The sequence below is a fragment of the Candidatus Nitrososphaera sp. 86-2 genome, from assembly GCF_056726185.1.
Window position 1 is genome coordinate 2,212,252 of record NZ_JBWZON010000001.1, and the last position, 24,667, is coordinate 2,236,918.

Annotated in this window: 30 protein-coding genes; 15 read left to right on the plus strand and 15 right to left on the minus strand. The window is 47.2% G+C overall.

The window, feature by feature from the left end; genetic code table 11:
• Positions 1–17: 17 nt before the first annotated feature.
• Positions 18–446 (plus strand): hypothetical protein, encoded by a 429-nt coding sequence (locus tag ACYOR7_RS13195; protein WP_479914190.1) that lies wholly within the window; start codon positions 18–20, stop codon positions 444–446.
• 100 nt (positions 447–546) lie between these two features.
• Here the strand turns inward: ACYOR7_RS13195 and ACYOR7_RS13200 are convergent, their stop codons facing one another.
• Positions 547–1,425, minus strand: a complete 879-nt coding sequence (locus ACYOR7_RS13200) for a cupredoxin domain-containing protein (RefSeq protein ID WP_479914191.1) — start codon at positions 1,423–1,425, stop codon at positions 547–549.
• A gap of 246 nt (positions 1,426–1,671) precedes the next feature.
• On the opposite strand from ACYOR7_RS13200, the gene ACYOR7_RS13205 reads away from it, so the two are divergent.
• The 3 genes from ACYOR7_RS13205 (at position 1,672) to ACYOR7_RS13215 (ending at position 3,360) form a co-directional block, all read left to right on the plus strand.
• A complete protein-coding gene (locus ACYOR7_RS13205) occupies positions 1,672–2,352 on the plus strand; it encodes a N,N-dimethylformamidase beta subunit family domain-containing protein (RefSeq protein WP_479914192.1) in 681 nt (226 codons plus the stop codon).
• A gap of 179 nt (positions 2,353–2,531) precedes the next feature.
• Positions 2,532–2,837, plus strand: a complete 306-nt coding sequence (locus ACYOR7_RS13210; RefSeq protein ID WP_294805482.1) for a hypothetical protein — start codon at positions 2,532–2,534, stop codon at positions 2,835–2,837.
• 127 nt (positions 2,838–2,964) lie between these two features.
• Positions 2,965–3,360, plus strand: a complete 396-nt coding sequence (locus ACYOR7_RS13215; RefSeq protein WP_479914193.1) for a DUF6766 family protein — start codon at positions 2,965–2,967, stop codon at positions 3,358–3,360.
• Between the two features lie 95 nt (positions 3,361–3,455).
• Here the strand turns inward: ACYOR7_RS13215 and ACYOR7_RS13220 are convergent, their stop codons facing one another.
• Complete coding sequence (locus ACYOR7_RS13220; protein ID WP_479914194.1) at positions 3,456–3,953, minus strand: hypothetical protein; 498 nt, start codon at positions 3,951–3,953, stop codon at positions 3,456–3,458.
• A 134-nt stretch (positions 3,954–4,087) separates the two neighbouring features.
• Between ACYOR7_RS13220 and ACYOR7_RS13225 the strand changes: the two genes are divergently transcribed.
• On the plus strand, positions 4,088–4,327 hold the full coding sequence (locus ACYOR7_RS13225; RefSeq protein WP_479914195.1) for a hypothetical protein: 240 nt from the start codon (positions 4,088–4,090) through the stop codon (positions 4,325–4,327).
• A gap of 134 nt (positions 4,328–4,461) precedes the next feature.
• Positions 4,462–5,388, plus strand: a complete 927-nt coding sequence (locus ACYOR7_RS13230; protein WP_479914196.1) for a proteasome assembly chaperone family protein — start codon at positions 4,462–4,464, stop codon at positions 5,386–5,388.
• A 64-nt stretch (positions 5,389–5,452) separates the two neighbouring features.
• On the opposite strand, the gene ACYOR7_RS13235 is transcribed toward ACYOR7_RS13230, so the two are convergent.
• Positions 5,453–6,133, minus strand: a complete 681-nt coding sequence (locus tag ACYOR7_RS13235; protein ID WP_479914197.1) for a cysteine hydrolase family protein — start codon at positions 6,131–6,133, stop codon at positions 5,453–5,455.
• Between the two features lie 141 nt (positions 6,134–6,274).
• Between ACYOR7_RS13235 and ACYOR7_RS13240 the strand changes: the two genes are divergently transcribed.
• Positions 6,275–7,045 (plus strand): glycosyltransferase, encoded by a 771-nt coding sequence (locus ACYOR7_RS13240; protein WP_479914198.1) that lies wholly within the window; start codon positions 6,275–6,277, stop codon positions 7,043–7,045.
• Positions 7,046–7,060: 15 nt separating this feature from the next.
• On the opposite strand, the gene ACYOR7_RS13245 is transcribed toward ACYOR7_RS13240, so the two are convergent.
• Positions 7,061–8,353 (minus strand): glycosyltransferase, encoded by a 1,293-nt coding sequence (locus ACYOR7_RS13245; RefSeq protein WP_479914199.1) that lies wholly within the window; start codon positions 8,351–8,353, stop codon positions 7,061–7,063.
• A 47-nt stretch (positions 8,354–8,400) separates the two neighbouring features.
• Positions 8,401–9,387: a bile acid:sodium symporter family protein gene (locus tag ACYOR7_RS13250; protein ID WP_294807957.1), complete on the minus strand. Its 987-nt coding sequence runs from the start codon at positions 9,385–9,387 to the stop codon at positions 8,401–8,403.
• 277 nt (positions 9,388–9,664) lie between these two features.
• Between ACYOR7_RS13250 and ACYOR7_RS13255 the strand changes: the two genes are divergently transcribed.
• Together ACYOR7_RS13255 and ACYOR7_RS13260 are read left to right on the plus strand one after the other, a co-directional pair.
• Positions 9,665–10,756, plus strand: a complete 1,092-nt coding sequence (locus ACYOR7_RS13255; RefSeq protein ID WP_479914200.1) for a DUF2795 domain-containing protein — start codon at positions 9,665–9,667, stop codon at positions 10,754–10,756.
• Positions 10,757–10,773: 17 nt separating this feature from the next.
• Positions 10,774–11,346, plus strand: a complete 573-nt coding sequence (locus ACYOR7_RS13260; RefSeq protein WP_479914201.1) for a DUF2795 domain-containing protein — start codon at positions 10,774–10,776, stop codon at positions 11,344–11,346.
• An 85-nt stretch (positions 11,347–11,431) separates the two neighbouring features.
• On the opposite strand, the gene ACYOR7_RS13265 is transcribed toward ACYOR7_RS13260, so the two are convergent.
• The gene (locus ACYOR7_RS13265; RefSeq protein ID WP_479914202.1) at positions 11,432–11,572 is read right to left on the minus strand and encodes a hypothetical protein; all 141 of its coding nucleotides are present in this window, start codon (positions 11,570–11,572) and stop codon (positions 11,432–11,434) included.
• Positions 11,573–11,716: 144 nt separating this feature from the next.
• On the opposite strand from ACYOR7_RS13265, the gene ACYOR7_RS13270 reads away from it, so the two are divergent.
• On the plus strand, positions 11,717–11,842 hold the full coding sequence (locus tag ACYOR7_RS13270; protein WP_479914203.1) for a hypothetical protein: 126 nt from the start codon (positions 11,717–11,719) through the stop codon (positions 11,840–11,842).
• A gap of 1 nt (position 11,843) precedes the next feature.
• Here the strand turns inward: ACYOR7_RS13270 and ACYOR7_RS13275 are convergent, their stop codons facing one another.
• On the minus strand, positions 11,844–12,293 hold the full coding sequence (locus ACYOR7_RS13275) for a DUF6328 family protein (RefSeq protein WP_479914204.1): 450 nt from the start codon (positions 12,291–12,293) through the stop codon (positions 11,844–11,846).
• A gap of 109 nt (positions 12,294–12,402) precedes the next feature.
• Positions 12,403–12,717 carry a luciferase domain-containing protein gene (locus tag ACYOR7_RS13280; protein WP_479914205.1) on the minus strand — a complete coding sequence of 105 codons (315 nt, stop codon included), beginning with the start codon at positions 12,715–12,717 and terminating at the stop codon, positions 12,403–12,405.
• Between the two features lie 92 nt (positions 12,718–12,809).
• Here ACYOR7_RS13280 and ACYOR7_RS13285 point away from each other — a divergent pair, with 92 nt between their 5' ends.
• Complete coding sequence (locus tag ACYOR7_RS13285; RefSeq protein ID WP_479914206.1) at positions 12,810–13,088, plus strand: Lrp/AsnC ligand binding domain-containing protein; 279 nt, start codon at positions 12,810–12,812, stop codon at positions 13,086–13,088.
• Positions 13,089–13,148: 60 nt separating this feature from the next.
• Here the strand turns inward: ACYOR7_RS13285 and ACYOR7_RS13290 are convergent, their stop codons facing one another.
• The 3 genes from ACYOR7_RS13290 to ACYOR7_RS13300 form a co-directional block, all read right to left on the minus strand.
• Positions 13,149–13,724, minus strand: coding sequence for a hypothetical protein (locus tag ACYOR7_RS13290; RefSeq protein WP_479914207.1), 576 nt, complete (start codon positions 13,722–13,724; stop codon positions 13,149–13,151).
• A gap of 134 nt (positions 13,725–13,858) precedes the next feature.
• Entirely contained in the window at positions 13,859–14,791 is a 933-nt protein-coding gene (locus tag ACYOR7_RS13295) for a D-glucuronyl C5-epimerase family protein (RefSeq protein ID WP_479914208.1), read from the minus strand.
• Positions 14,792–14,995: 204 nt separating this feature from the next.
• On the minus strand, positions 14,996–15,457 hold the full coding sequence (locus tag ACYOR7_RS13300; protein WP_479914485.1) for a YidH family protein: 462 nt from the start codon (positions 15,455–15,457) through the stop codon (positions 14,996–14,998).
• Between the two features lie 141 nt (positions 15,458–15,598).
• Between ACYOR7_RS13300 and ACYOR7_RS13305 the strand changes: the two genes are divergently transcribed.
• From ACYOR7_RS13305 to ACYOR7_RS13315, 3 genes are all read left to right on the plus strand, one after another.
• Entirely contained in the window at positions 15,599–16,087 is a 489-nt protein-coding gene (locus ACYOR7_RS13305) for a universal stress protein (RefSeq protein ID WP_479914209.1), read from the plus strand.
• Between the two features lie 198 nt (positions 16,088–16,285).
• The gene (locus ACYOR7_RS13310; protein WP_479914210.1) at positions 16,286–16,927 is read left to right on the plus strand and encodes a PepSY domain-containing protein; all 642 of its coding nucleotides are present in this window, start codon (positions 16,286–16,288) and stop codon (positions 16,925–16,927) included.
• 1,605 nt (positions 16,928–18,532) lie between these two features.
• On the plus strand, positions 18,533–19,396 hold the full coding sequence (locus ACYOR7_RS13315; RefSeq protein WP_479914211.1) for a ligand-gated ion channel: 864 nt from the start codon (positions 18,533–18,535) through the stop codon (positions 19,394–19,396).
• 322 nt (positions 19,397–19,718) lie between these two features.
• On the opposite strand, the gene ACYOR7_RS13320 is transcribed toward ACYOR7_RS13315, so the two are convergent.
• Together ACYOR7_RS13320 and ACYOR7_RS13325 are read right to left on the minus strand one after the other, a co-directional pair.
• Positions 19,719–21,152, minus strand: a complete 1,434-nt coding sequence (locus tag ACYOR7_RS13320; RefSeq protein WP_479914212.1) for an Nramp family divalent metal transporter — start codon at positions 21,150–21,152, stop codon at positions 19,719–19,721.
• A 506-nt stretch (positions 21,153–21,658) separates the two neighbouring features.
• Positions 21,659–22,558, minus strand: a complete 900-nt coding sequence (locus ACYOR7_RS13325; protein ID WP_479914213.1) for a chitosanase — start codon at positions 22,556–22,558, stop codon at positions 21,659–21,661.
• A gap of 81 nt (positions 22,559–22,639) precedes the next feature.
• On the opposite strand from ACYOR7_RS13325, the gene sso10a reads away from it, so the two are divergent.
• Positions 22,640–22,933 carry an Sso10a family chromatin protein gene (sso10a, locus tag ACYOR7_RS13330; RefSeq protein ID WP_479914214.1) on the plus strand — a complete coding sequence of 98 codons (294 nt, stop codon included), beginning with the start codon at positions 22,640–22,642 and terminating at the stop codon, positions 22,931–22,933.
• A gap of 192 nt (positions 22,934–23,125) precedes the next feature.
• Here sso10a and ACYOR7_RS13335 read toward each other — a convergent pair whose 3' ends face one another.
• On the minus strand, positions 23,126–23,458 hold the full coding sequence (locus tag ACYOR7_RS13335) for a hypothetical protein (RefSeq protein ID WP_479914486.1): 333 nt from the start codon (positions 23,456–23,458) through the stop codon (positions 23,126–23,128).
• Positions 23,459–23,690: 232 nt separating this feature from the next.
• Entirely contained in the window at positions 23,691–24,611 is a 921-nt protein-coding gene (locus ACYOR7_RS13340; RefSeq protein WP_479914215.1) for a zinc ribbon domain-containing protein, read from the minus strand.
• Positions 24,612–24,667 lie beyond the last annotated feature (56 nt).

Consider the following 24,667-nt stretch of genomic DNA (forward strand, 5'->3'; position numbering starts at 1 on the left):
GTCATAAGAAGAAGCATATGGTCAAGGTAACAAGGTCCGTCTCTATAGAGATAGAAAAAAACGGACAAAAAATAATCCTGGGCCCGGACGAGATTGATGACATCAAGAGGCAGCTTGACGCTGCCATAAGAGAAAAGGGCCGGGAGTTTAGGGCAAACGGGATAAAGATGGTAAAGGTCAAGCGAAAAGCAAGCAAGAAGCAGGCGCCTTCCTCTTCGGGACGCGCAGCAGCAGTAGTATACCACATGAGCGACATGAAAAAGAAAGAGATAATGGACAACGCGAACAAAAAGCTGTCTGACACGCCAAAAACCCTCTCGGCGCTCCTGGACGGCGTCTCTTATGTTCCCAATTATCTGCCCGTGATAAGAAAGATGGTAGAAAGCCAGCACAATGTTGCAAAAAAGCAGGTGGGCAAGAGGACGCTGTACTACCTAAAGAAATAGCAAAATATGCGTGTACGGCCGCAAGTGTAAAAACAAAAAGGTGGAGCCTGCAACGCGGAAGCTGCAGGCCGCCGCAGAATATCCTCTGCATTTTATTATTTTATTGCGCTCCAACCGGAGGCAGCGCGAACGTATCAGAGACAGGGGCAGGCAGGTCGGCATCGTTTACTGCGACTATTGAAACTCGGATGTTGTATGTATCATCGTTTATTAGCACGGGGCCTTGGATGTGATACGCGCCGTCGCTTGCGACCCCTTCGTTGTCCGTTAGGTCAGGCCCCCAGCTGACAAACTGGTCGGTGCTGTTCGTTGTTGATATGGCGGGCACAAGCTCCAAGTCCAGTATGCCGTCTGAATCGTCAAACTGGTCGCTGTAAAGGGTCGATGTTGAATTCGAAATGGTCACGTTGTACGTGAGACTCAGATCTGGCGGGATTACGGCGGCGCTCTCGTGCGGCACGAACGACAGCGTCACCCTTGCCAGCTTGCTCGGGCTAAACGGCAGCGCGTTTCCGCCAATCAGCATATCCATGTTGCTTCCCTGCTCGAAACCACTTCCCACTTTTATCCTACCCTTTGACGACGGGTTTGTGCTGTCGTGGTAATCGTAGGTTCCCGGCACACTGAACGTGTGCGTGAAAAAGCCTCCGGGGGCTATCAATCCCGAGTCAAACGCGGCCCCTTGCGGGGCGGAGCTTTCCACAGTAACAGAATGCTCTGACTGGTCGTCGTTGAACCATACGACGGTCATGCCGGTTGGTATTGAAATCGTTGTAGGCTGGAATGGCGCAACGCCTAGGTCCGTGAACGGAATCCTGACCGCATACGAGGGGTCTTCTCTTGCCTGGGAGTAGCCCGGCTGGGGGTTGAACGTTGTTGTTTGCGAGAACGCGCTCTGGACTGGCGCCGCGGACAGCGTCGTAACAAGAATCGCAGCGACTACAACAGCAACTGCGCTACTGTACCTGAGATCGAACATGAACAGTAAAGCACCGTATCGCCTATAAGCATGAGAGGAGCGACGTACTGGTGGCTGCCTACCAGCAAAAGCAAAGTTCGCTCGTCATAGACTGTACGTCGCCTCTTTGTGTACCGTAAAAATCCAAGCTAACTTATCACCAACCGGGCAAGTACATGCAGGTTGTCTTGGTTTTTTTCAGTTAACGAAGTTAAGGCAGGCATTAATTGGCTCCAAGCGTAGTTAACGTAGATGATGCGCTGATCCATGGAGAAAAGATTCCTGTTTGGTCTTGGCGCCGTCTGCTGCGCCTTGGTAATTTTCCTCGTGCTGGTGCCATTTTCGTCTCATCACCCTCACCGGCTCATCGCGGTTATCAGGCCGACATTCACTTTTGCAGCCTACCAGCCCCACGGGTTCTACGATTATTACCGGGGAAACTGCAAGGCACGCTGCCTGACGGTGCCGCTGAACCCAAGAGAGCGCACGGGCACGATGGAATACGCAGGAAGCAACAACGCCCTAAAGAAGATAGAGTCGCTTGGAATCAGCGATGTGCTGACCGACGAGCAGGTCGCCAAAAACCCCTCGATTCTGACAAACTACTCAAAGATCATAGTCCTTCACAACGAGTACGTGACTCAGGCAGAGTTTGACGCGATAACCCGCCACCCTAACGTCCTATACCTGTACCCAAACGCCCTCTATGCGCTGATTTCGTACAATCCGACAGCCGGAACGATAACCTTGGAAAGAGGCCACGGCTATGGCGGCATAAACGAAGCCTTTGGCTGGAAGCCATCGATGAGCACGAAAGACGAGTACAACACCAGCTGCAAGAACTGGAAGCTTGAAAAGGCGGTAAACGGCGTCGTCCTGAACTGCTATCCCGAGTCTGACATACTGCACGACGCAAAACTGTGGCTCGTGATTGCGAACAAGAACTAGCCGTTGGTGCAGTTGCGCATCTCAGAAATCAAAATTTCATCGGCTGGACATAAGCGGCTGCAGTCGGCCCGGATAACCTCTATGGTGCGTCTATACTATAGACTTGTACATTTCAATTTATTGGAATCTGTGTTGCAAATCTTGCTAACTCGTTAATACTATGGCTTCCAAGTCACCACATGTCAGAAGAAAAAAGACAATATGAAGAAGGTGCTGCAGGAACTGACACAGCAAAAAAGAAAAGTGATCCGCTAAAAGATTCCCAAGGCAAAGAGCCGATGACTCCTGCCAAGATACAGGAGCACGAGCCCACTGCCGTGCAGCGAGATTCCTCTGACCAAAAGATCGTTGAAAAGGGTCAGGAAGGGACCGACCCGGAGCGGGCAAAGGAAATAGCCCGGAGCAAGGGAATGGCAAAGGGAACGGCGGGCGCATGGAAGACCGGCGACGAATACGAGCAGGGCTCCGCTGGTACGAGCTCGTAAAATAAATAAAATCAGTCAAGCGGTGCAGAGCTCCCGGTGCGACCGGTAGCTTTGCATATTTTTCTGTCTCTTGCGCTTTTCAAAAAAACTACGCGACTCATTATATTCAGAATTGCATAACTACTTCATGTTAGACATTTTCAAAAAGAACAAGCGAGGGTACCTATGGGTCACACTCGGCTTTTTCCTTGTCAGTCTAGCCGTTCACTGGACTTTTGCATGGTTTGCGTACGTCCAAGCGCAGCGGGAGCACAATCAGCCTATAGAGACAAGCGGCTACATTTACGAGACTGTGCGCGACACGATGGAAAATTGGCAATCTGAATTCCTGCAGCTGATATGGCAGGTCGCGGGCCTTTCGTTTCTATTGTACGTTGGATCTCCGCAATCCAAGGAATCAAGCGACAGAATGGAAGCAAAGATCGACCTGCTTGCCAAGAGCCTAAAAGATCTTGCAGAGAATCCAGAGAAAGTGAGGAAAACGCTAAACGAAATCGACGAAAAGTATTACAAAAACAAATGACTGGCTGACCGACCGGCCTGAACCGATTTGCCAGACGCGGCAAGAGCCTGCATATCCCCGCCGTGCCCCTTTTTCCTGACTTCCCGTGAGGTTGTCTAGCGTGTTACTGCCCAGTGGTACGCATCTTCTGAATCAAAGTGGGCGGTACAGTTGCTTCCGTCGTCTAACGTGTACGTGATCTCTAGCGCAAACAAGTTTCTCTTGCTCTTTGGATGCCACGATCCCGACCTCTCGTAATCGATGGTTCCCCCTTCCACCCAAGTGACAGGAATCCCTATTACTCCTGCCCACCAGCCTGAATGATCACCGTCGCGTGCAAGGCTAGCCAAAAGCGAGGTCTTGCGCTTCAGTTTGCTTGACCCTTCCACGTTGTCCAAGTGTTCTTGCTTTGCCTTGTTGACAAGTTTCACTACGACTGCCCTGACCTCTTTTTCTCTCTTCTCGTCGCCGCCCAGTTTTATCGTCAGCACCAGCCTTCCAGATTCAAGCGAATTGAGTGACTCTGCAGGGGCCGGTGTGCACTCAAAGTCGACGCGGTACGGGCACGAAGCCGTGTCGCTGGAATCAGTACCGTTCCATTGCGCGTCTTTCATATGCTAAGATAGGTTGTTTGAACCTTAAAGACAATCGAAAACTGACCCCGACCGTTGCCAAGGCTTGCTTTCTACAAGGCGCTCGCGCCTTTTTGTTCACAACTGTTTTAGATTATAATTGGCATATTAAGGACATGATGGCCAAGCACGAAACTACCAAGCTTACAAACTCTACATACGACATAATAAGAGCTCTCGAAAAGGATGCAGATTTTCTCTATTCTACCGTCGACAAGTACATTGATGATGCTAACAAGGATAACCGCTCCGATCTCATCGAAGTATGGAACACGATGAAGCAGGACAAGGAAAGGCACGTACAGATGCTAAGAGAAGCACTTGCCAAGGAAGCAAAAGAAGAGCGCCTAAAGTAAGCAGGTGAAAAGATACTCTCAACAACGACAAAATTTTTTTGTACAACCTTACAATATTAAAAAAAGCTTGTCGGGTTAATTGGCGATGCGGCTAACAGAGAAATACTTTGTCTTCCTAGATCATACACACGGATATGGCTAAAAGAGGATTTGCAAGCGAGACAACCGTTCACGAATCTTATGACGGCAAGACCAGAATAAAGCAGTTCTTGCGCGTCAGGGCTACTGCTAATAATAATACTGCAAATTCAAAAAGGCGCGTCTCTTTACGTCCTTCGCTCATTGCAGGCTTTCCCGGCACGGGGCTTGTGGGTTCTATATCGGCCAACTTTATAATTGAAAGAGCTGACATGCACCAGATAGCGTCTGTCGACTCGGAATTCATATTGCCTACCGTTACCTACATCGGCGACAAACTGAGACACCCCTTCCGCATTTATGCCGATGAAAAGGGTTCGCTATACGTCATAGTTTGCGAAGCCCCGCTGATGCCGGATGGAATTCACAGTATCATGGACCTAGTGGTGTCGTGGGCAATCAACAACGGGATTAGCGAGGTGATAACCCTTGACGGCATACCCGTCAACGGATGGCCTGCGAAAAACCGGGAATCTATGGTTCTGACCAGCCATTCTGATAACCAGCGGCAGCAGCAATCATCATTACCATCCGCTCCAGCATCATCAGGTGATGACAATAACAATGATGATGACAATAATGAATTAAAATCCTCATTCTCTCCTTCCTACCATCACAAAAAGACCACTCTGATAACAGGCATGTCAGCAGGGCTGCTATCGTCATGCCTGTCACGCGATATGGCCTGCAGCGCAGTTCTTGTCCCGACAGCCAGTGGCGTGCCTGACCCCGAGGGAGCGGCGCTATTGCTCCAAACGATAAGTGAAATGCCAAATATTCCACTTGAGTTAGACGTCAATCCTCTTTTGAAGGAGGGCAAAGAGATCAAACGCAGGCTGACAGAAACCATAGCAAGCCTTAGGCAGCAGGAAGAAGCACAAACGACGCCATATCCAGCGGGAAGATCGATGATGTACGGCTAGCAGCTGGCATATACATATGATCTTCTCTCCTGACGCAAAACTCGCTGGCAACACACGCTGCCTGCTATTTTTCGTAAAGATGATGATAGTAGTAGTCCTTTTCTGGCACCTGCTGTCCAATTTCCTTGAGAAGACTTTTGCTGTCTAGGACTAGACCAAAGAAATTCTGGACATCTTCCAAAGTACATTTGTACCTCCTGGCCTCCATTGACGCAGTTGCGTCAGAAACAAGTATCACATCGTAACCTAAATTGAAAGCATCTCTCAGGCTAGTTTCAACGCATATCGACGTATCTACTCCGCAGATGAAGACGGTGTCGATTTTTAAATCACGGAGTTTCTTGTCAAGATCCGTGCCGAAAAAGGCTGAATCCCTTCGTTTTATTATTACGTTTGGCGATGACGTATCTATGGATTTTTTGATGCTGTCGATAATGTCGGCATCCCATGTGTCTTTCACGGATATCGGAGCGCTATTGATTCTCTCTTCTCTCGGTTTAGGCAGAAACTTGTGCGTTTTTGTAAGCAGGTCGACGCCGGATGGCTCTCTTACGGCCATCATGTAAAAGACAGGAACCTCTTTGTCTCTACACAGATCGATCATGTTGCGGATATTTGGCAACGCGCGGTTATAATCAGAGATATTTATCCCTAGAATATCATACGAGCCTCCTTCTGACACGAAACAGTTCTGAACGTCTATCACTAGCAGCGCCGGATGGATTTCTTGCCCTTTCAGCAGCATCTGTTGGTACTTTTTCAATCATCAGTTATACGGGTTATCCTGCCGTCATTCTATCCTTGGTTTGATCGTTGTTGCATCCATTCTCTTTCTGTATTGCAGCATCCTTAACGCTTAACTGTGATGGTGCTCATAGGATCTCATGTGTCAAAGGCTGAATCTTTTTCCAACAACGGCAACAATAAAAAAGTGGCAGTAATTTTTTGTACCAAAAATTCCGCACGCACTATTGAAAATGCGATAGCGAATGTAAAGCAGAGTTCGTACGCTCCAAGCATTATCGTCATAGACGGTTTCTCAAACGACAACACCGTAGAGCTGGCCAAAAAAGCGGGCGCGACTGTTGCAATAGAGCAGCCCGAGCGCAAATTCCCCGGCAAAGGCATAGCAATGAAGGCAGGCTTGCAGGAAGCTGACAAGATGGGAGCGCGTGCGGCGCTTTTTTTGGACGCAGACATAAAAAATCTTACAAGCGAATGGGTAGACACACTCGTAGAGCCTGTAGTGGAGCAAGGATACGATATGACAAGAGGCTTTTATGAGCGGCATCCAAAAGACGCAGCCGTAACAAAACTGATAGCAAGGCCCATGATTTCGATTTTTTTCCCAGAGCTGTCCAATTTTGAGCAGCCGCTTAGCGGCGAAGTCTGTGCCAACATGCGAGTCTGGGCAGATCTACTAAAAAGAAACCCTCCTGACGGCTGGGGAATAGACGTCTGGTTTCTTATCGAAGTGGCAGTATTGGGACATAAGGTAAAGGAGATATTCATGGGCAAAAAAGAGCATACCTCATTTGACGCTTACAGGGAAGATGTTGGCAAGCTAAGCAAGATGTCGGAGCAGGTCTTGTTTATGATATTGCAGGAAGCAGCAAAGCACAACCGGCTTGAGGCATACAGAAAAGTAAGCACCTAGGTCGCAAGGTGATCATCAAGCTGATTCCGCACGCCTTTTTCCTTCTTCTTCCTTTGGTGCCGCGGCGGCAGAAGAAGCAGCCAAGAAAGCGCTTATCACGCTTTTTAGATTCCTGTTAAAGTTGCTGACAGAGAATCTTGAAGCAATCTCTCCCATCCTTGACCTTTCCTGTGGAGAATCAGACGACGCCAGCGCTCTTTTGGCAATTATGTCGGCAGCCTCTTCAAGATTGTGAAACTGATATTCGCTTGGCACGAATTCAGTGTTGCCGCCTACGCGAGGCACTACCGGGATGAGCCCCGCGCTCATTGCCTCCACTATGGCTATCCCAAAGGGCTCGCCGGCCAACGGATGCAGAAATACCCTTGACTGCTTCATCAATTCAAGTAGGCGCGGAAAACTCACGTCTACTTCAATGTGGACATTATCTTGTAGGTTGCTGTCATCTATCATTTGCTTTAGCGTCTCCAGGTATTGCTGGTCGTCCTTCGAAATGTTTCCTGCAAGTGTCATTTTGACATTGATGGTTTCTCTGTCTTTCTTCAGTATGCCAGCAACCTTGATTGCATTTTCAACTTGTTTGTCAGGACTGAATCTCGATAGCACGAGTATCGAATTTTCCTCCCTCTTGCCAGAATGGGTAAAGACCTCATGAAACTTTTTCACGTCCACTGGAGGGTACACAACTACCGGCTTGACTTGTGTGTACCGGTGCTCTATTGCCTCTCCGCTAAATTGAGAGTTTGTAAGGACGACGGTTGCATGCCGCATCATCTCGTCGTACATCCTGCGGGCATTTGCCAGCATCTTGCGCCCCGGGTCTTTGTCTGCAGTCAGGTGGTCTTGCGATGTCCACTTGTTTATGAATTTCATATAACCGCCACCATCATCATTACCCTCGTCTACAAGTTGCGGCAAAAGCGGAAAGTGGCAGTATGTAATGAAATTTTTTCTTCTTCTTGAATCTGTCCTTCTCCTACTACTGTCGTCGCTATTATTATAGTACGGCAAGAGGTCGCCATGCGTGTTTATTACTAGATCATACCCGCTGTCGTCGCCGTATACCTTTGCGGCTGCTTTGCTGTGCGAGTCTGCCTGCAAAAGGGAAAATATGTCAATCCTCTCTACGTTTCTAATCGACAGGTCCGAGATTCCAAAATCTTTCTTTATCTCGTTGATGTTGGGTTGTGTAAAAGATGCAAGATCAACCTGAAAACCCATCTCGTTTAGCGTATTGATGGTGCAGAGCGCCAGATACTCGCTTCCTCCGCCTGCGTTCAAATCGTCATGGACAAGTTTTGCATTCATAAGATGTGCATCGCTACAATACTTTTCGTCATCATGCGCTATATGCATTATGAGACGCTCTTTGCCTGTTGTTCTGCAATGATCAGTTTCTTGAGTAGCAGTATCAGTCCATAATATGGCAGGTTATAAAATGCGGCAAGAGCTGCATAGTTCGGGCCAAAGAATTGAGAGGCAAAAACAACCACCAAGACATTATTCACATAACTCATTACAACTATGCCTGTTGCAATCAATTCTTTCCTGTTCCCTTTTTTGCCACCGGCAATACGACCGGTAAAGTAGCCTATCGCACTATATGCTGCAAAGAGGATAAACGAAGCAGTAATCTCGACAAACAAAAACTCGGGTTTTTTGAAAAAGTAATTTGAAAATTCTCCAAAGATGCCGAAATTGATGAGGGCGATAAATATGATGGACGCTGGCAACGATCTTTTGTCAACTTTCTTGGCGACTGTAGGCCACCGTTTCTTTACAAACCAGCCAGCAGCAATTGGTGTAAAGAGCGCGGTGACTAGCATGAAAATCATCTGCAGTATTGGTATCTTGAACTGCGAGTTGCCAAGCAATGAATACACGATGGCGGGAAGCACAAACGGGACTGCAAGAGACGTAACAATTACCATTGCAACGACCAAAGACAGTTGCCGCTTGTTTTTTTCTCCCTCCAGAGTAACATTAATCACAAACGGTGCTCCAAGACCGGTTGAAACGCCTGACAATAATAGCACCGGAATTGCTAACGGCTCGTAGACGATTTTTGTAATAGTATACATCAAAAATGGCAATACCAATAGCTTGGTTATCGATAGAATGGCAAGCGTTTTGGGGGCCTTGAATGTTGAGGCAAGCTCACCAAGATCCATGCGTATGAGGTTTAGAAACAAAAGGCCGCCAAGCCATACGAGCAGGTAGGGTTGAAAAATGCGCCCCACAGAAGGTACAAGGACGCCGGCAGACATTGACGCCACGATTGCTACAAAAAGCAAGATGTCGTTCTTGTCAAACTCGCTTTTTGGAGCATGTTTTTCAACCATGATACCAAGTAGTCAGATCATCGGCATGATATATCAGCACGATAGATCATTTTATTATAGGATAGTTTGGCGAGACGGGAGAAAGAAGAGATGGAAAAAGAAGGCGTAGCCTGGCCGCAACAATAATGCGCTTTTTGTCACATGCATGAGAGCTGCTATATTGCTGTGGATTGTTAATCGCACGAGTTAGCGACAAAAACTGCTTCCGTACAGACTGCTAAGTCAAAATGATGCAGAGAGAAGATACTCATTTATTCTATTTTTACTAACCTTTAGAATGGCCGAGAAGGAACGATCTCAGGTTATAGAGCAAGGAGACATTTTCTTTTTTTACAGGCCAAAGGTCGGCAAGGAGGAAGTGAGAGGAATAGAGGACACGCAGAGGTTCTACATGGTCACCTCGCCGGAAGAAGGAAAACAGAGGCTCTTTGTTCTGGGTCAAAAGCAGCTGCCAGAAATAGTTGAAGGCAAGTCTACTTCAGAGGAAAGAAACTGGGCGCTCAACGTGCTTACCACCTCAAACGCAGAAGACATACGAAAGGAGCTGCTCCCAGTGCAGTACGAAACGGAAACAAAGGGCAAAAGGACCGTAGGGCCTGCAACGCCGGCCGGCGAAGGCAAGTATTCCATAGTGAAGCATGACAATCACACCGAGCTTGCATACGTCCTGGAACTGCCCTCGGTGCCCGGCCCGACGCAGAGCGAGTTTGCGATAAGGAAAGAGGCAAGCTATATCATTTCAGTCAAGAACCCGGACGTACAGGTGCCCGGCTTCAAGGCATTTGAGGAGAGAAAGCCGGAGTATTCTCAGCGCATGAAAGAAAAGTTCGGAGACAGGCGGTGGATAAATGTGGATGACCCCGGCCTGCTGAACTACGAAAACACTCAAGTGCTGCTTATCGGCGCAAGGAAAGGAGATGTCGAAGAAGAGCTGGGCATCGACTTTAACGAGGAAAAAGAGACGGCCAACACTGCCGAGCTGTTCAACGAGCTGAAGATCAGAAAGGACCAGGTCCCGCTAAAGTCCCTGCTGAAAGGCGAGTTTCCCGGCAAAGAAGAGATGCAGTCGTCGTCATCAAAGGAAATGGAAGTCAAGCATTTGTCGGCTAAAAAAGCGCCTGGGAGGAAAGGAGGAAAGGCAGGAGGGCGCAAGGCTGCGGCAAGAGCGCCGTCTGCCGCAGCGCTATCAAAGATACTCGCCGGCATGGATTTTCCAAAGGGAAAAGATGAGCTCGTCAGGATTGCCGAGGCAAACGCGGAAAGGATGGAGGATGCGCAAGGCGTTATAGAGACAATACGCGAGCTGCCGGAAAAGAAGAAGTACAACAGCATGGCAGACGTGGAAAAAGCCCTTGGGAAGATAAGGTGAGGGGATAGTAGATAGAAATGTCACAGTTCAAGTGCGAAATATGTGGAGATGGCTTTGAGCAAAAGTCCCGGCTTGAAAGGCACATGGAAACGGCGCACCCTGCAAGGGCGCCGTCCGCCGCGGACTTGGAAAAAGCGCTGTCCGGCATACAATATCCCAGCACAAAAGAAGAGCTTGCGGCCCACGCATCGCGGCGGCAAGAACCGCTCGATGACGAGCTTCAAAAACTCGTAGAATCGCTTCCGAGCCGCACATACCGAGACGCCGCAGAAGTTGCAATCGCGCTGGGAGAGGTAAAGAAAAGGCAGGGAATCAGGAGCGCAGAGGAAGTTGCCGAAAGCGAGGCGCCAAGTAAAAGGGGTGGGAGGGCTGCGGCAACAAGCGCCACGTCGGCTGCGGCCGTTGCAAAAGCCCTCGCCGGCGTGGATTTTCCAAAGAAAAAGGGCGATCTAAAAGAGTATGCTCAGAGGCGTGTCCTAGAGTCCGGCCTTGATGATCCGAAAGCCATAGTGGACATGATAGGCACGCTGCCAGACAGGGAATACCGCAGCATGTCCGATGTAGAGAAATCTCTGTTTGCAGAGGCATGACGGCAAAAAGCCCAAGCAGGCTTTTGTCGCGGTTTGAAAGAAGAAGAATATGCGCAGACACACACATTTGTACCGCATATGTAATTTACACGTGCCATGCCAGCCTTGTTTTGGAGAGCAAGGCCGCAAACGGCGACAGCACAAACATCAGCAGCGCGTACAGGAACACTCCGTTGTCGTCATAAATGATCTCTGGAAACTCGTCTTTAGAGTACCTTGTCAACATTGTCCGCCTACCACTCTGCACAGAGAACAAGTCTCTATAAAAGCACATCGCATGTAGAATTACCAAATATTAGATACAAAAAAAGTTTGCATGACTGTTGAGGTCCAGCTTCCTTTACATATCCATAATGTCTATAGCTGAAGCGTGACTTTTTGCGAATTTTACTGCTTTAACTGCAATCAGCCGGCAGACGAACACAGGGACGGAAGCTGCCGCAACTGCGGCAAGCCTGTTACCCGGCTGGTGGAAAAGAACCCTGCAAAGACGTGATTCACTTTCTTTTCCGGAAAAAGATGTAGACCAGCACGTACGGTATCGCCGCAAGAAGAAATGAAAGGTCTCCCACCATAGGCAAGAGAGCTAACACGAGGCCGAGGTACAGCGTGACTATCGCGGGGACCACACCAAACAGCATAAACCTGTGGCTCCTTTTCTTGAATTTTTCAAAGTCGGTATAGGGGTACTCTAGGTGATGATAAATCACCGGCATAATGAACAGAAATACGGCCACAGTTATGGAATAAAGCGCGACGAGGAGAATAATCCTGTCTACGACATCAAAGTCTGAGGGGACGTTTATTGAGATGTTTAGGAGAAAACCAAAGAGGATGCCTGAAAACGTGGTCAAAAGCGCGCTTTCGCGCAGTACCGTATCATAGTCTCTCAGGAGACGGTCAGTAGTCTTGCCGTCGTCTTTATCATCTTCATCGGGTTCATCCACTATGCGGTTTACTCACCACTCGTATTTCTGCACTCGCCTGCATCCGCGCGGTTTTACTTATGTATATCTGCGCAAAGCGCAGAAGCTGTTTCGCCAGGACTTGAAGATCTCATTTCTTCCTCTTTATCAGGCGCTTGTGCTGCAAAGAAAAGAGGTCTATTACCGCCTTTACGTCTTCGGGCTTTTGGATTTCATGGCTCACCCACCCGGATTTTGGAATAACGTGGTGGGGCATCACCTTTCCCTCGGATACGAGCTTCTTGCTGATTCTGGCTGGGAATTCCAAGTCGGCTATTTCATCGCCGTGTATGTGGCCCATTTCCATGTCGTATACGTAAAATCTGGTGGTCGCAAAATCGTGCTCGTGCATCGTAACTCCCTCCCAGCCAAGAAGCTCTTGCTTTATGGCTTCACTTGGTGACACTGTCTTCTTTCATCCCTATACTTTTGTACCGCACTGCAATTATTACCCCTTTCGTACACAGTTTAATATTCGGCTAGAGTAACTCTTTACCAGTGTCTGGAGCCTACATACTCGTCAATACGCGTCCTGGCGTGGAGAAGCAGGTGATAGACGAGCTGTCGCAGATACCCGGCGTCGTCCATGTCGAGGGCGTCTATGGAGGTTTTGACATAATCGTCAGAGTCGAGTTTTCCGCGGATGGCATGATGACAAGGACGCTGGACAGGGTCAGGAGGATAGACGGAATAAAGTCTACCCTGACGATGTCATTTATTCCCGGGCAGCAAAAGAAGAGGCTGGATGCAGACCACTTGGGCCCTCCATCTGATTAGGGCGGCAAGGCGTCAAGACAAAAAAATCTATTGTATCTTGCCAGAACAAAAGGATGATGATCACCCTTCCTGTCTTGCAGTTTCTTTTTCGTTCATTATTGCACGGAAACGGTGCACTATTCTTGCGTTTCTTCCGACCAGCAGCCCCACGCCGACCATCAGCAGGCCGTCAACGATAGTCGCTGCCAGTATGGCGTTAGGTGAAGCCTCCACCTGCAGCGCTTGTATGGAACCAGAGAATCCTTCCTGCCCGCCTCCTCCAATTGTGGCGCTTATCGCTATGCGAGCTACTAAGGCTGCAATGTAAAAGGCAAGCACCATGCCTCCGCCTTTCACATATATCGAGCCGTCCGGAGTGCGCCAAAAGTCGAGAACCCTGTTCGAATAATGGTAAGAGCCGTATGCCACCCCCACGAAAACTGCGCCGTACACTAGGGCGTACAACTGCGGCACGCCGATAGAAAATGAATTCACTATTACAAAAGCCGAAAACCCAAGGAGGATTGCAGAAAATGCAATCGATTTCCGTACGTCAATTTTTGTTCCATTTCGCATTCTTCTCATGCGGAGGAAGAGGATGGGAGCCATGATGGCAAAGGTGAAAATCAAGGGAAGCAAGGGTGGATTTGTTGCCATGTATGCGGATACTGTATTGCAGAAATGCCATATAAGGTGACGGCGGCAGGCTCTCTAGACTGCCAAGAATCCGTCAGACTGTGCAATTGTGAGATAAAAGATGATCCGACGATAATTTGACAGCGCCTAACTCTCTATGCCTTTTGTGGAGCATCGCTGCCGTTATTGTTGTTTTTGTTATCGCTGCATGTCAAGTAATCATGCTCCCATTTGTCCAGCGTATTTTTCAGCGTGTCGCTTCCTGTCATCAAATACAACCTTTCCAGCATCTTCATGTATTCAGGATGCTGTTGGTGCGGTACAAACCTATCTTTAGACAAAGAGTAGTAGGTTCCACAATGCACCGTTAGGTCGTCGATGTTCTTCTCCAGTACGTCTACACCCTTCTTGAACAGTGCCAGCGCTTGCTCGTCTCCCGTGTATTGATAATAGGTCATCAGGTTTGCAACACAGAACAACTGGCTGTTCAGTATGGCGGCATTGTTATTCTCTGCGGCCACTCCCAAAAGCCATCCATCCTGGTTTAGGACGGGAGAATTAAAGCCGTTGAATACTTTTTTTGAAAATTCCAAGTATTTGGGGTTCCCTGTCTCATTATATGCTTTAGCCATCACAAGCATTGCCTTGCTTTGAGCTTCGCAACCGTACCATGGAGCCGATATATTAGAGTAAAAGTGCCAGTTGTAGTTGTAAGGTATCAGATAGTAATCCCCATGGTCTTCGTAGTTTCCAAGGAACCAGTCAGGGCTGTCGACAAAGTTGGGATTGTAGACTTTGCCAATATTCAGTCCAAAGAGGTTTTTGTAGTTCACCATCGTGATGTTATTCAAGTCACGAGTATACTCGATATCATCCCAGCCGGTCTTTATTTTGGCGCCAGAGTTGTTGTTATTGCTACCGCCATCACCAGAATCATCGACGGCTGCAAACGCAACCACATTTTCCATCGATAGAATCGACAATCCCGCAAGGCCTACAATGACAAGTGATATGACCCTTAGTGGCAAAACCAAACTTGGTAGCTTCTCTGCGATATTTACCAGTATTTTCCAAGTTCGCTGCGACACTTTCTTTTAGTTACGCGGCTGTTATGTTAAAAGAGTTTAGAAATCTGTTTAGGTAAAGACAGGAGACATAACACCTGCTCTGGGCAGTTCTGCATATTAGCGTTCGACCTATTTTTAAGAAGACCGACGGGTAAAACTAAACTGCTCCAATACTCTGATGCAGCTTTAGCTAGCACATTAGACGATAACGTTATGGTACTATCATTAGACTGATACCACAAGCAAGTATGCTATTACTATGACTCCAAAAACGATCAAACCGAGAGTCGCTACATACATTATAGAATGCTTTGACACGTATATAGCCCCGCTTTCTATAATGCGATGCGCGTTTCTGTAGTTGTAAAAGGCATATGCTGCAAGAATAATTCCAAGTGCGACCATGGCCAACCCCAGCATAGATGAAGGAGAATGGACGGACGCCAAGTCTTGGGGGGTGGAACTGCTGCTCTCCGTTGTCATTGTTATCAATCCAAATTCGCGCAAAAAGAGGCTAAACCTTGCAACTACAAAACCCAATCCAATAACTGCAATGCATGTCCTAAGCCACGCAAGAAAGGTCCTTTCATTGGCCAGAAATTGTGTGGAGCGGTCACCGTCATTGTCGTCTGTATTATTGTGGTTCTTGGCGACTCGTGCTTCATCATCTTCCTTTTTTCCTCTAATTGTTAGTCACCATGTGAGTCAATTGTAGCCCATACAAAGTAAGGATATCGCCCTTGGAGCCTCGCCGCCACCGCTAAAAATAGAATCTGATGCAGCAGGAATAATTAATGGTCCATCCCATGTTAAGAATGAGAATAATAAATGGGAGGAAGCCGAGAAATAAAAGAAAACGCGGCGCCGTTCTCAAGAATCCTTGTCGCGGTTGATAATTCTGAATACTCTACTAGGGCTTTTGATTATACCTTGCGATTATCAAAGGTAGTGGCAACAATAACAGACATTGTCATTTCAGTCGTGCATGTGCTCCCACCTCCTGTTGCCGGCGAAGAGGGTGTACCAGCCGCGCAATTGACCGAGTCGTTGCGAAAGGAAGGGGAGCAGTTAATTGCGCAACTAAAATCTCGCGTTCAACAACAGTTTGCGGTAAGAACTGGAGCGACAACACTGATGGATTATATAATTAAGGAAGGAAACCCTTCCAAGGTTATTCTTGCTTCTGCGAAGGAGATCGGCGCTGACCTAATTGTAATGGGAATTAGTGGAACTGGAGGATTCAAGGAATTGCTGCTAGGTAGCGTGTCTCATGCGGTTTCCAATCATGCTGCATGTCCTGTCCTCATAGTAAAATGAGGCCTCCATACCATAGTATTCAGACCAGATAAGAAATCTTGTTAAGAAAATACTCTGCATATTCAATATGAAATTGTCCTTGGCTCTTTTTACTGAAGGCTTAAGAGCGTTTTCTGCCGATTTTTGACGATGTCAAGTCTTATAGAAAAAAGAAAAAGAAAAATGTTTTCAAGCCCTTCCTTATGGGTTGTTGTCGGCTTGGCGGTCGCATCCGTATTAGCGACAACAGCACTGTCATCTCCGATGCTTGCCTTCGCGCAGGCTACGCCAAATCCGGCAGCAACGGCTATAGACCAGACCGGAGGAACAATAAGCCTCGTACAAGCAGCAAAGGATTTTCTAAATGATAATCTGAACGCAACATTGATCGATGCCGCAAGTGCCGCAGAAAACCAGGTGCCAAACTCGGCAACTATGGCAGCACACTTTGGAACATTGCAGGGCAGCCTGGTCTACAACGTAACTGTAGCGGACACCAATACCGACACCGCAGTCAATGTCTTTGTTGATCCGGCAAGCGGCCAAGTCCTCTCGAAATCCGCAGCATTTCCAATTGACACACTTGGATTGCCTACCGGGTTTGACAACGCAACCAAAACTCTAATTGACGCTGCAGATGTGGCAGAAAACCAAGTCCAGAATGGAATGGCAGTTGCCGGCTCTATTACGGCAGCGCAACAACAAGGAGGAAGTAGTGGTACATTTGTGTACGAAATCACCGTGGCCGACATTGACAACGGTACTCTCCACAAGATAATGGTGGACCCGACTACCGGAAGCATAGTCTCTTCGCCCGAAGTTGTACCTCTCGGCGATCTACACATTGGAAATCTCTTCTGACATATGCCCACATATAGGCAACATCTACTGAAAAGGCGAAAAACAAACGTGCGTAGGGAGGAAAAGCATCTCATCGTGGGCGCCTTTTCCTCTCCTTTTCATTTTTTTAGAGAGACCCTCGCAGGAAAATACAATGGATTTGCGGACAAAGACCCGGTAAATGCACCCGCACCCCCTGATCTCCAATTCTTTTACCTATTCGCGCGCGCACGCTGTTCAAGGCCGTGTCATCTAAATGATGAAAAGACGCCCGCACCCGCCCCTGTTGTACGGACAAAATGCAGTTCGACGAGCGCGGGCAGAGAGACTAACCGTCATCTATTATCAATTATTATCAATAATAAAATCAGTGCATTAACATCTGTACGTCGCTTATATAGAATTAGCAGCTTTAGAGCATTTATTATAGAGTTTTTGGCACACTTTCGTAAATATCTGCAAAGCAACCGAATGATGTGACGTACCGGTTTGTTAGATGCATCTGTGGAAAGAAGGAGCTTGTGAAGCTTAAGCCGGGACAAACATTGGACAGATTGATGCTTCAAAAACTATGCATCTATTGCCGGAGAAGAGGCGAGTGGCATGGGTTAACTTTGAGAGAGGCCACGCAAAACCCGCCCTAACTGTATCATCATTACCTTATAAAACAATTGCATATGTTTCGCAAACTACAACGAATATGGGCGACCTCAATTGAATCCTATGAGAATAGAAGAGAATCTGGAAAAACAGCTAACGTTGATAGAATGAGTCGATTGAAAGAGAGGATAGTGGAGCAGGTTTCGCGTTAAACCGTCCGTCTCGATGTGGTTAGTATCTATTCTGATACTCCTTAAATAGAGTTAATTTCTATTCTAATCTACGTCGAGCTCGGCTGATTGCAGAAAACTGCGTAAAGCGTTTGAAGATGTTTTGGATAAAATCGGTCCGACATTTAGGCAAGTCATTTTTGAAGAATTAGAGAAGGCAGGAATATCACTGCAATATCCGTGCTCTTCGCTTAATGAAATCGAGAAAGCACTCCAGAGGCATTTTGGTCCTGATGGCGCAGTGTTGCTAATGCAGGCCATAAGAAGACACATGGAGATTGAATAGTCTGCTCACAATGGGCTCAGGCCGGAATAATTCTCCGCCGTAGCTTTGCACCTGTTTGCTATGTGTACCTTACTGTTATAAGGAATAGCGATAAGCAGAAACCACTCGAATCGTGGCAGGCTCCGCCGGACATTCTCCCAAGACTGAAGCCATCCGGCGGGGCCATTATTAAGAAGGTGGTATATGTAACTGAACATTTGATATTCTTTTTCCGTTGAAACCTTCGTAACTCTCTCATCCACGTCGCGTATGCGACTTTCTTTTCAAACAGATATAACTATTTTCTGGTTCTAACGTAGATTAATATTATGTAGAATTACCGTAAAGGAAGAACAGGTGCATCCACATCTGAAATTGCAATCCTTTCTTGTAATGGTACTAGTAGCAGTATCAGCGTCATCCATGCCGCTGATGAGCCTGGCATTTCCGAATTCTCCTTATCCTGTGAAACAAGCATTTGGACAAACAAGTCTTGATGCTAATAGTAGCAGTAGCAACAATACTTCCTCTTTGACCACCGAGCCGGAGCGCCTCACCACCGGCGTGTATCTTCTCAACATCGGAAAAGTTGATCTTCAGACAGGCTCATACGATTTGGATTTTTACTTTTGGCTATCTGCAATGCCTGATTCTACTGTAGATTTTACAAAGCAAAAGCCAATGTTTGATTTCATGAACTCTATGAACGCAAAGATAGAGCCAAGCCGTACAGAGCCCCATTACTACGAAGTCCGGGTGAAGGGGACCTTCCTAAAGAATATGGATTTCAGAAACTACCCGTTTGATACGCAGCAGGTCACTGTCGAAGTTGAAGGGTTTGAAACTGTCGACAAACAAGTGTTTGTTCCAGATACAATTGCAAGTGGATACGACAGCCTGATAAATGTGCCAGGATGGAGCCTTGGCAAGACAGAGCAGAGCGTCATAGTCCACCAATATCCAGACCAAAGTTTTTCAAGGTACATCTTTTCATTTGATATACAGAGGGCCGCGCTGTCTGCGTTTCTAAAGACGATATTTCCCGTAATCATAATCACGACCATAGCGATGCTTGCCTTCTGGATGAGCCCAACCAATTTTCCACCACGGATTGGCCTTGCCGCATCGACTCTGCTTGCGGCAGTAGCGGCGCACTTGGCTGCCGCAAGCCAGCTTCCGCCTATAGGCTATCTCACTCTCCTGGACAAGGTGATGATAGTCGCCTATGCGCTCTTTTTGAACAACCTCGTCTCTATGGTGCTTCAGATGCGGTTGGTGGATCACAAGAAGGAAGAGCAGGCAGCAAAAGTGAACGCTAGAATGCGCAAGTTGATGCCGGTGATCATTGGCGCCATACTGGCAGTTCTTGTGCCGTTTGACTTGAGAGTCGTGTAGATATACATATACAGGTTGTAAAAAGATGAGTCCAAAAAATGGGTGCTAAAAAGGAATCAACGTCAATCGGTCAGAGCCAGTCCATGTACTAATCATCAAGGATATACCATGGGAACTTCTTTACAGATCTCGTAAGAGCAAAGTTCCCACAATGGAGCATTCAGATATAGCGCCAATACCAATGCCATTAAAGCTGCGAAGATGCTCGATGAAATCCAAACTGCGAGCGTTTTCTGTCTGAAGTTTCCGAGCATAAGTCTAGTGGCACTTCACATTGGATAATTTATTCTCGTGCCGAGGATTGCAACACAAAAAAAGACAATCAGCTATTCCATGTAGCAAACATCACAACAACGGAGACAGCTATTACTACAAAGGCCGCCCATCCTAAAATATTTGATACTCTGCCATTAGTCCTGCTTCCCAAAATATTCTTGTCATTTGAGATTCTCATTATCACAAAAAGAAGTGGAACTGATACGACACCATTGATAACAGCAGTATATACCAACGCCTTGATTGGGTCTATGTTGGTAAAGTTTATCCAGAGACCTACAATTGTAGACGCCGCTATGACCAAATAGAAGTACTTAGCCTGTCTGAATTTCTTACTTAATCCCTGCTTCCAACCAAAGGCATCTGCCAACGCATATCCAGATGACCCTGCCAAGACCGGGACTGCCAAGAGTCCAGTGCCAATGATGCCAAGTGCAAATATCGTCTTTGCAATTACGCCAGCGTTTGGGAATGACTTTACAAGTGGTTCTAGAGCCTTGGCGGCTTGATCTGCGGTCTGTATGTCAGTTATGTTGTGAGCGTGTAGACTACCCGCTGTTGCCACAATTATGGCCCACATTATCAACTGAGAGAAGGCCATTCCTATCGCAACGTCTGCCCTCATCAGTTTTACATCTTTTTTTAAGACTTTTGGCTTACCTTTGCCGATATCTTTTATCTTCTTCTCAGCCACGTTTTCTTCTGCTTCCTCTGATGCTTGCCAAAAAAACAGGTAAGGCGAAATGGTTGTGCCAACAATTGCAACGAACAGCAGTGCAAAGTCTGAACTGAATTCTATATGAGGGATAAAGGTCGCGGTCAAAACTTGTTCTAGATTTCCGCCAACAATGATGGTTGTAGCAACATAGGCAAATAACGACAAAGTGAGATACTTTAGTATCTTTACGTACCTTTCATAAGGTACCAAAATCTCAGATAGTAGAATAAATGCAGCAAAAGCAAGGCTAGCTGCAACAAACGGCACTTGAGGAAATATCAGTCTGACAGATGCGGACATGGCGCCAATGTCCGCGCCAATGTTTATCGTATTTGCAATAAGCAAGAGACTCGCAATCGGGTAGACTGCTTTTCTTGAATACTTCTTTTTTATGATGTCCGCTAGTCCGCTACCCGTTAGAAGACCTATGCGTGCACACATTTCTTGTACGACGGTCATCAAAGGGTACAGAAACAGAACCATCCACAGCATACCAAAGCCAAACTGTGCACCCACTTGGGAATAGGTAGCTATTCCAGAAGGGTCGTCATCTGATGCGCCCGTGATTATGCCTGGACCAAAAATCGCGAAAATTGATTTTAATTTGGACGATACCTGTTTTTTTGCAGAAGGAGAAATAAAGGCAGGCGTTGTGTCCTTATTGTGAATCCTTGTAGGATCTTCTTTTCGATTTGTTCCTTTTGTATTATCAGCAGCATCCGTTGACTGTTCTTTTTGAGGCTCTTCATCTTTGTTATTCAACAGTAAAATAATCTCCCCGCAACTTTGGACCGTAGAATGAAACCATTGCTCCCAACCGTGTGATTAATTTTATTTCACCTAGTGTTCCGGCATAACATGCCTGCTCAATAGGTCTTGCATTTCAAGCAATTTTCTGGGCAACACACATCCGTACTCCCGTGAAATATCAGAAGCCACATGAACCAACAGGCTGATCGTGCCTTGGGATCCCATCTCCTTACGAGGGTCATTTGATGATAAAAAGTAAGAAGATTTCTGGCCGCAACTAAGCGTCATAGAAAAGCTTGCTCAAGAAGATATTAACGAGTTTCCACGCTCTGCTTCAATGTCGGGTGGTCCCTAATCAAACGTTGTTCATGACCAACTGCAAACGAAGTAGAAATATATCATCATCGGAGCAGTGGGCCGCGAATAGACAAATTTTGAAGGTGTGCATGTGCGTCTGTGCACTTGTAGGGGATAATTTTGAACGAAAGTAAGCCCCTGTCAGAATGAAATCTTCTCATCTATTGCAAAATTGCATAATCGGCGCCGGATACTTTCCAAACAAGAGGGGGATCGAGAGCCAAGTTGCCCTGCTGCAAGAACACGCGTTGTTCCGTATCGATGCGTGATGTATTCCAGCGAGCAGCCTCCATCGCCATGGCGGCTTTTCTGGCATCGAGAAATGCGTTGAGATACTCGGTTTCGTCGCCTCCCTGAGCAGGTGTCTTGGCCTTTGCCATGGCCGCTGCACGAATTCCACCAAAACTTACAGGGTCGTCGCCTGGACCGTGCATAACCATTGCGTCGTAGTAGATAAATTGGCCAAGCGCTCCCAGTCCGTCGGCTTGCGCTTGCGTCACTGAAGGATTAAAGTAAACAGTGTCACGTTCGTGATCCTGCGCCTGTCTAAAGATGGGATCATTTTTTGCAGCCGTCTTCCAGTCAGCAACAAAGGTTGGGTCGAGTCCTTCATGGGATGCAGTGCCTACTACTTTCTTTAGCGCAGGGATGTACTTGGCCAGGATGTTGTCCGGCTTGAGTTGCGTATAGTATTGAACCACTTTTAGCATGTCCGAAGTGCCAGAAGTAAAGCCAATGATTCCGCCAGTATAGCCTCTGTTGTCGCCAATGTCTTCAATGTATGCGTACTGCGCCTGCCAATCGGTGGATGAGTTTTCAGCACTAGAGACTAGCTTCATCGCTATTTCTTTTTTGTCGGGGTCAAACAATGTCGGAGGATGACGGTCAGGGATATCACGGGTAACATCGACTTTGGAATATGTAATTGCTGCCGCTACTGCTGCTGTCAGCACTATGATGCCTGCCGCGACTGAACATAAGATAATGATGATGTTCCGTTTGCGGCTGTTGTTACGGATGCGCAACCTATGGCCTCTCTTCTCCTGCTTTTCATTTTCCAAGGTAGTAGAAAAAGCTCCTGTCCGTATAGGGCGAGCCCATGATAGCAAAAACCCGTTAAAGTTTTCTTGCGAAAGCTGCATATGAGGAAGTACCGGAGCAGGATGGATATTGCAGCGGAGATTCTTGAGGTAGCACAGACCAGAGGCGGAGTCTACAAGACAAAGATAATGTACCAAGCATTTCTGTCATTTCTGCAGCTAAAGGAATATCTTGCATTGCTAATGGAGAATCAACTTTTGGAACATATCTCAGAAGACAAGAACCTTTACCGTACGACAGAAAAGGGGAAGCGATTTTTGATTAACTATCGAGAGATGAACCGCATGTTGTTTCCTGAAAGAGAAAAGAAGGCAGTTACGGATGTGGAAGCATAATAGGAGCCACTGCCAACGCCTGCATACTTTGGCAGTAGAGATATACATACACATACTAACAAGCAAGGAGAAGAGATATGGGACAGCGTTCCAATGGATTCGCACTCCTATGCTGTGGCAGCCGGGTCGCTCTGAATAAACCCCATGCACCGTCCCTTTGAAACGGCAATATCTGCCCAATCTTTGTCGCTGCTAATACTGCCTCTTGCTCTTGATGATAATTGCAATGCACTTTGCCAAGTCGCCGGTTTTTGAATACGAAAAGCCTCCAAGCGTGGTCACTGCAAGGGATTGCCTAAGCAAAATCTTTCCCGCGTGACCCAGCAGGTCTATCATTGCACTTTCAAAAATGTCAGGCCGTTTCATAATTGCCGTGTAGATGTCTTCTTGTGCTCTTGATCCCAAGTACTCATCTATTATGTGTCTCATGACAGCAGCATATGCACGTTTTCCTAATATTGCCTTGAGATTAAGCAAAAGTGCCTCACAGAAGCTCCTCAATTCGACGTCGGACCCCGTAGGCATTTCCACTTTTGGATAAATAGCTAGGAATTATATAACGATATTGTTAGCAGACTCTACTTTTTATTTTGAGGAAAGCAAAAAGCAGCCAATGCGGTCAGGGATAGAAAAAGGACGCCAACAACACTAGTAAAAAGCCTATGCCCTAGGAATACCAAAAGTTACAAGGGCCTTGAAACACGGCTCACACAAAATGATGAGCCGAGTTTTCCTAAAAAAAAGATTGAGGATTTTTTTATTGCTTTACGCCGCACGCTGAGCAGAACTTGGCTTCCTTTGATATCTGCACGCCACAGCTTGTGCAGTACTTTGTTTCTGTCATCACGTTTACCTGCTCAAAGCTCCTCAACACCTTGTCCTCTCCCACGAGCTCGTTGATGCCTGCCAGGGCGCCCCGTATGATGTCGTCGTTGAGGTTGAGCACCGGCTTGACGGTCTTGCCGCTGCTTGCATCCTTGCACGTCAGCTGTATCATCAGGTCGTCTTCGTTCAACCCTTTCTTTCTTGCGATTATGCTGGCTTCAACGACGTTGTCTGCCGGTATCGTAATCTCTTTAGAATCAGGCGCCTTGAACGCAAGCCTGTTCTTGCCGCCTTTTTCTCTAAAAAGGACCAACTTGCCTCCAACGACTTGCTCGTTCCATCCCGGCCAGCCTTCGACATAATCGCAGTCGTACGCCCTGCTGTCCACGTTGACGACGGCAGCAGCAGAAGATGATGACGACGGCTTGGCCTCGCCGGAGGTGCGAATGGCGCTGTCTGCAAGGAACTTTGACTGATCCTTGATGTATTTCCAGAGGTTGTCCTCAAACTTTTTGGCCGTGTACAATTTTACCAGGGTGGCGCTTATCCCGATGACTGGCACTATGAACAGCGGCGCAGACGTTACGAGGTTCTTGCCCCATTCGCCTGTACCGATTGACACCTCGAAATTGCTCGGGGAGCCCTTTAGCGTTATGTCGGTGCTCCTTCTTGCTCCTGCGACTGTGCGCAGCGCGCTGGCCTTCCTTGCCTGAATAAAGAACCACGATGCAGGCTCTGTCGGGTCTTTTGAGAACGCCACCTCAAACCCGTTTTCCTGTAGATATACATGCACCCTGTTGGCTAGCCTTTCCAAGTCCGTGTTTAATCCGGTAAATTTTTCTGTCTTCCCCATAGCTAAAGTCAGCAGCTGATTTTATTTTAATATTGCTCATATAGGATGCGAAAGTT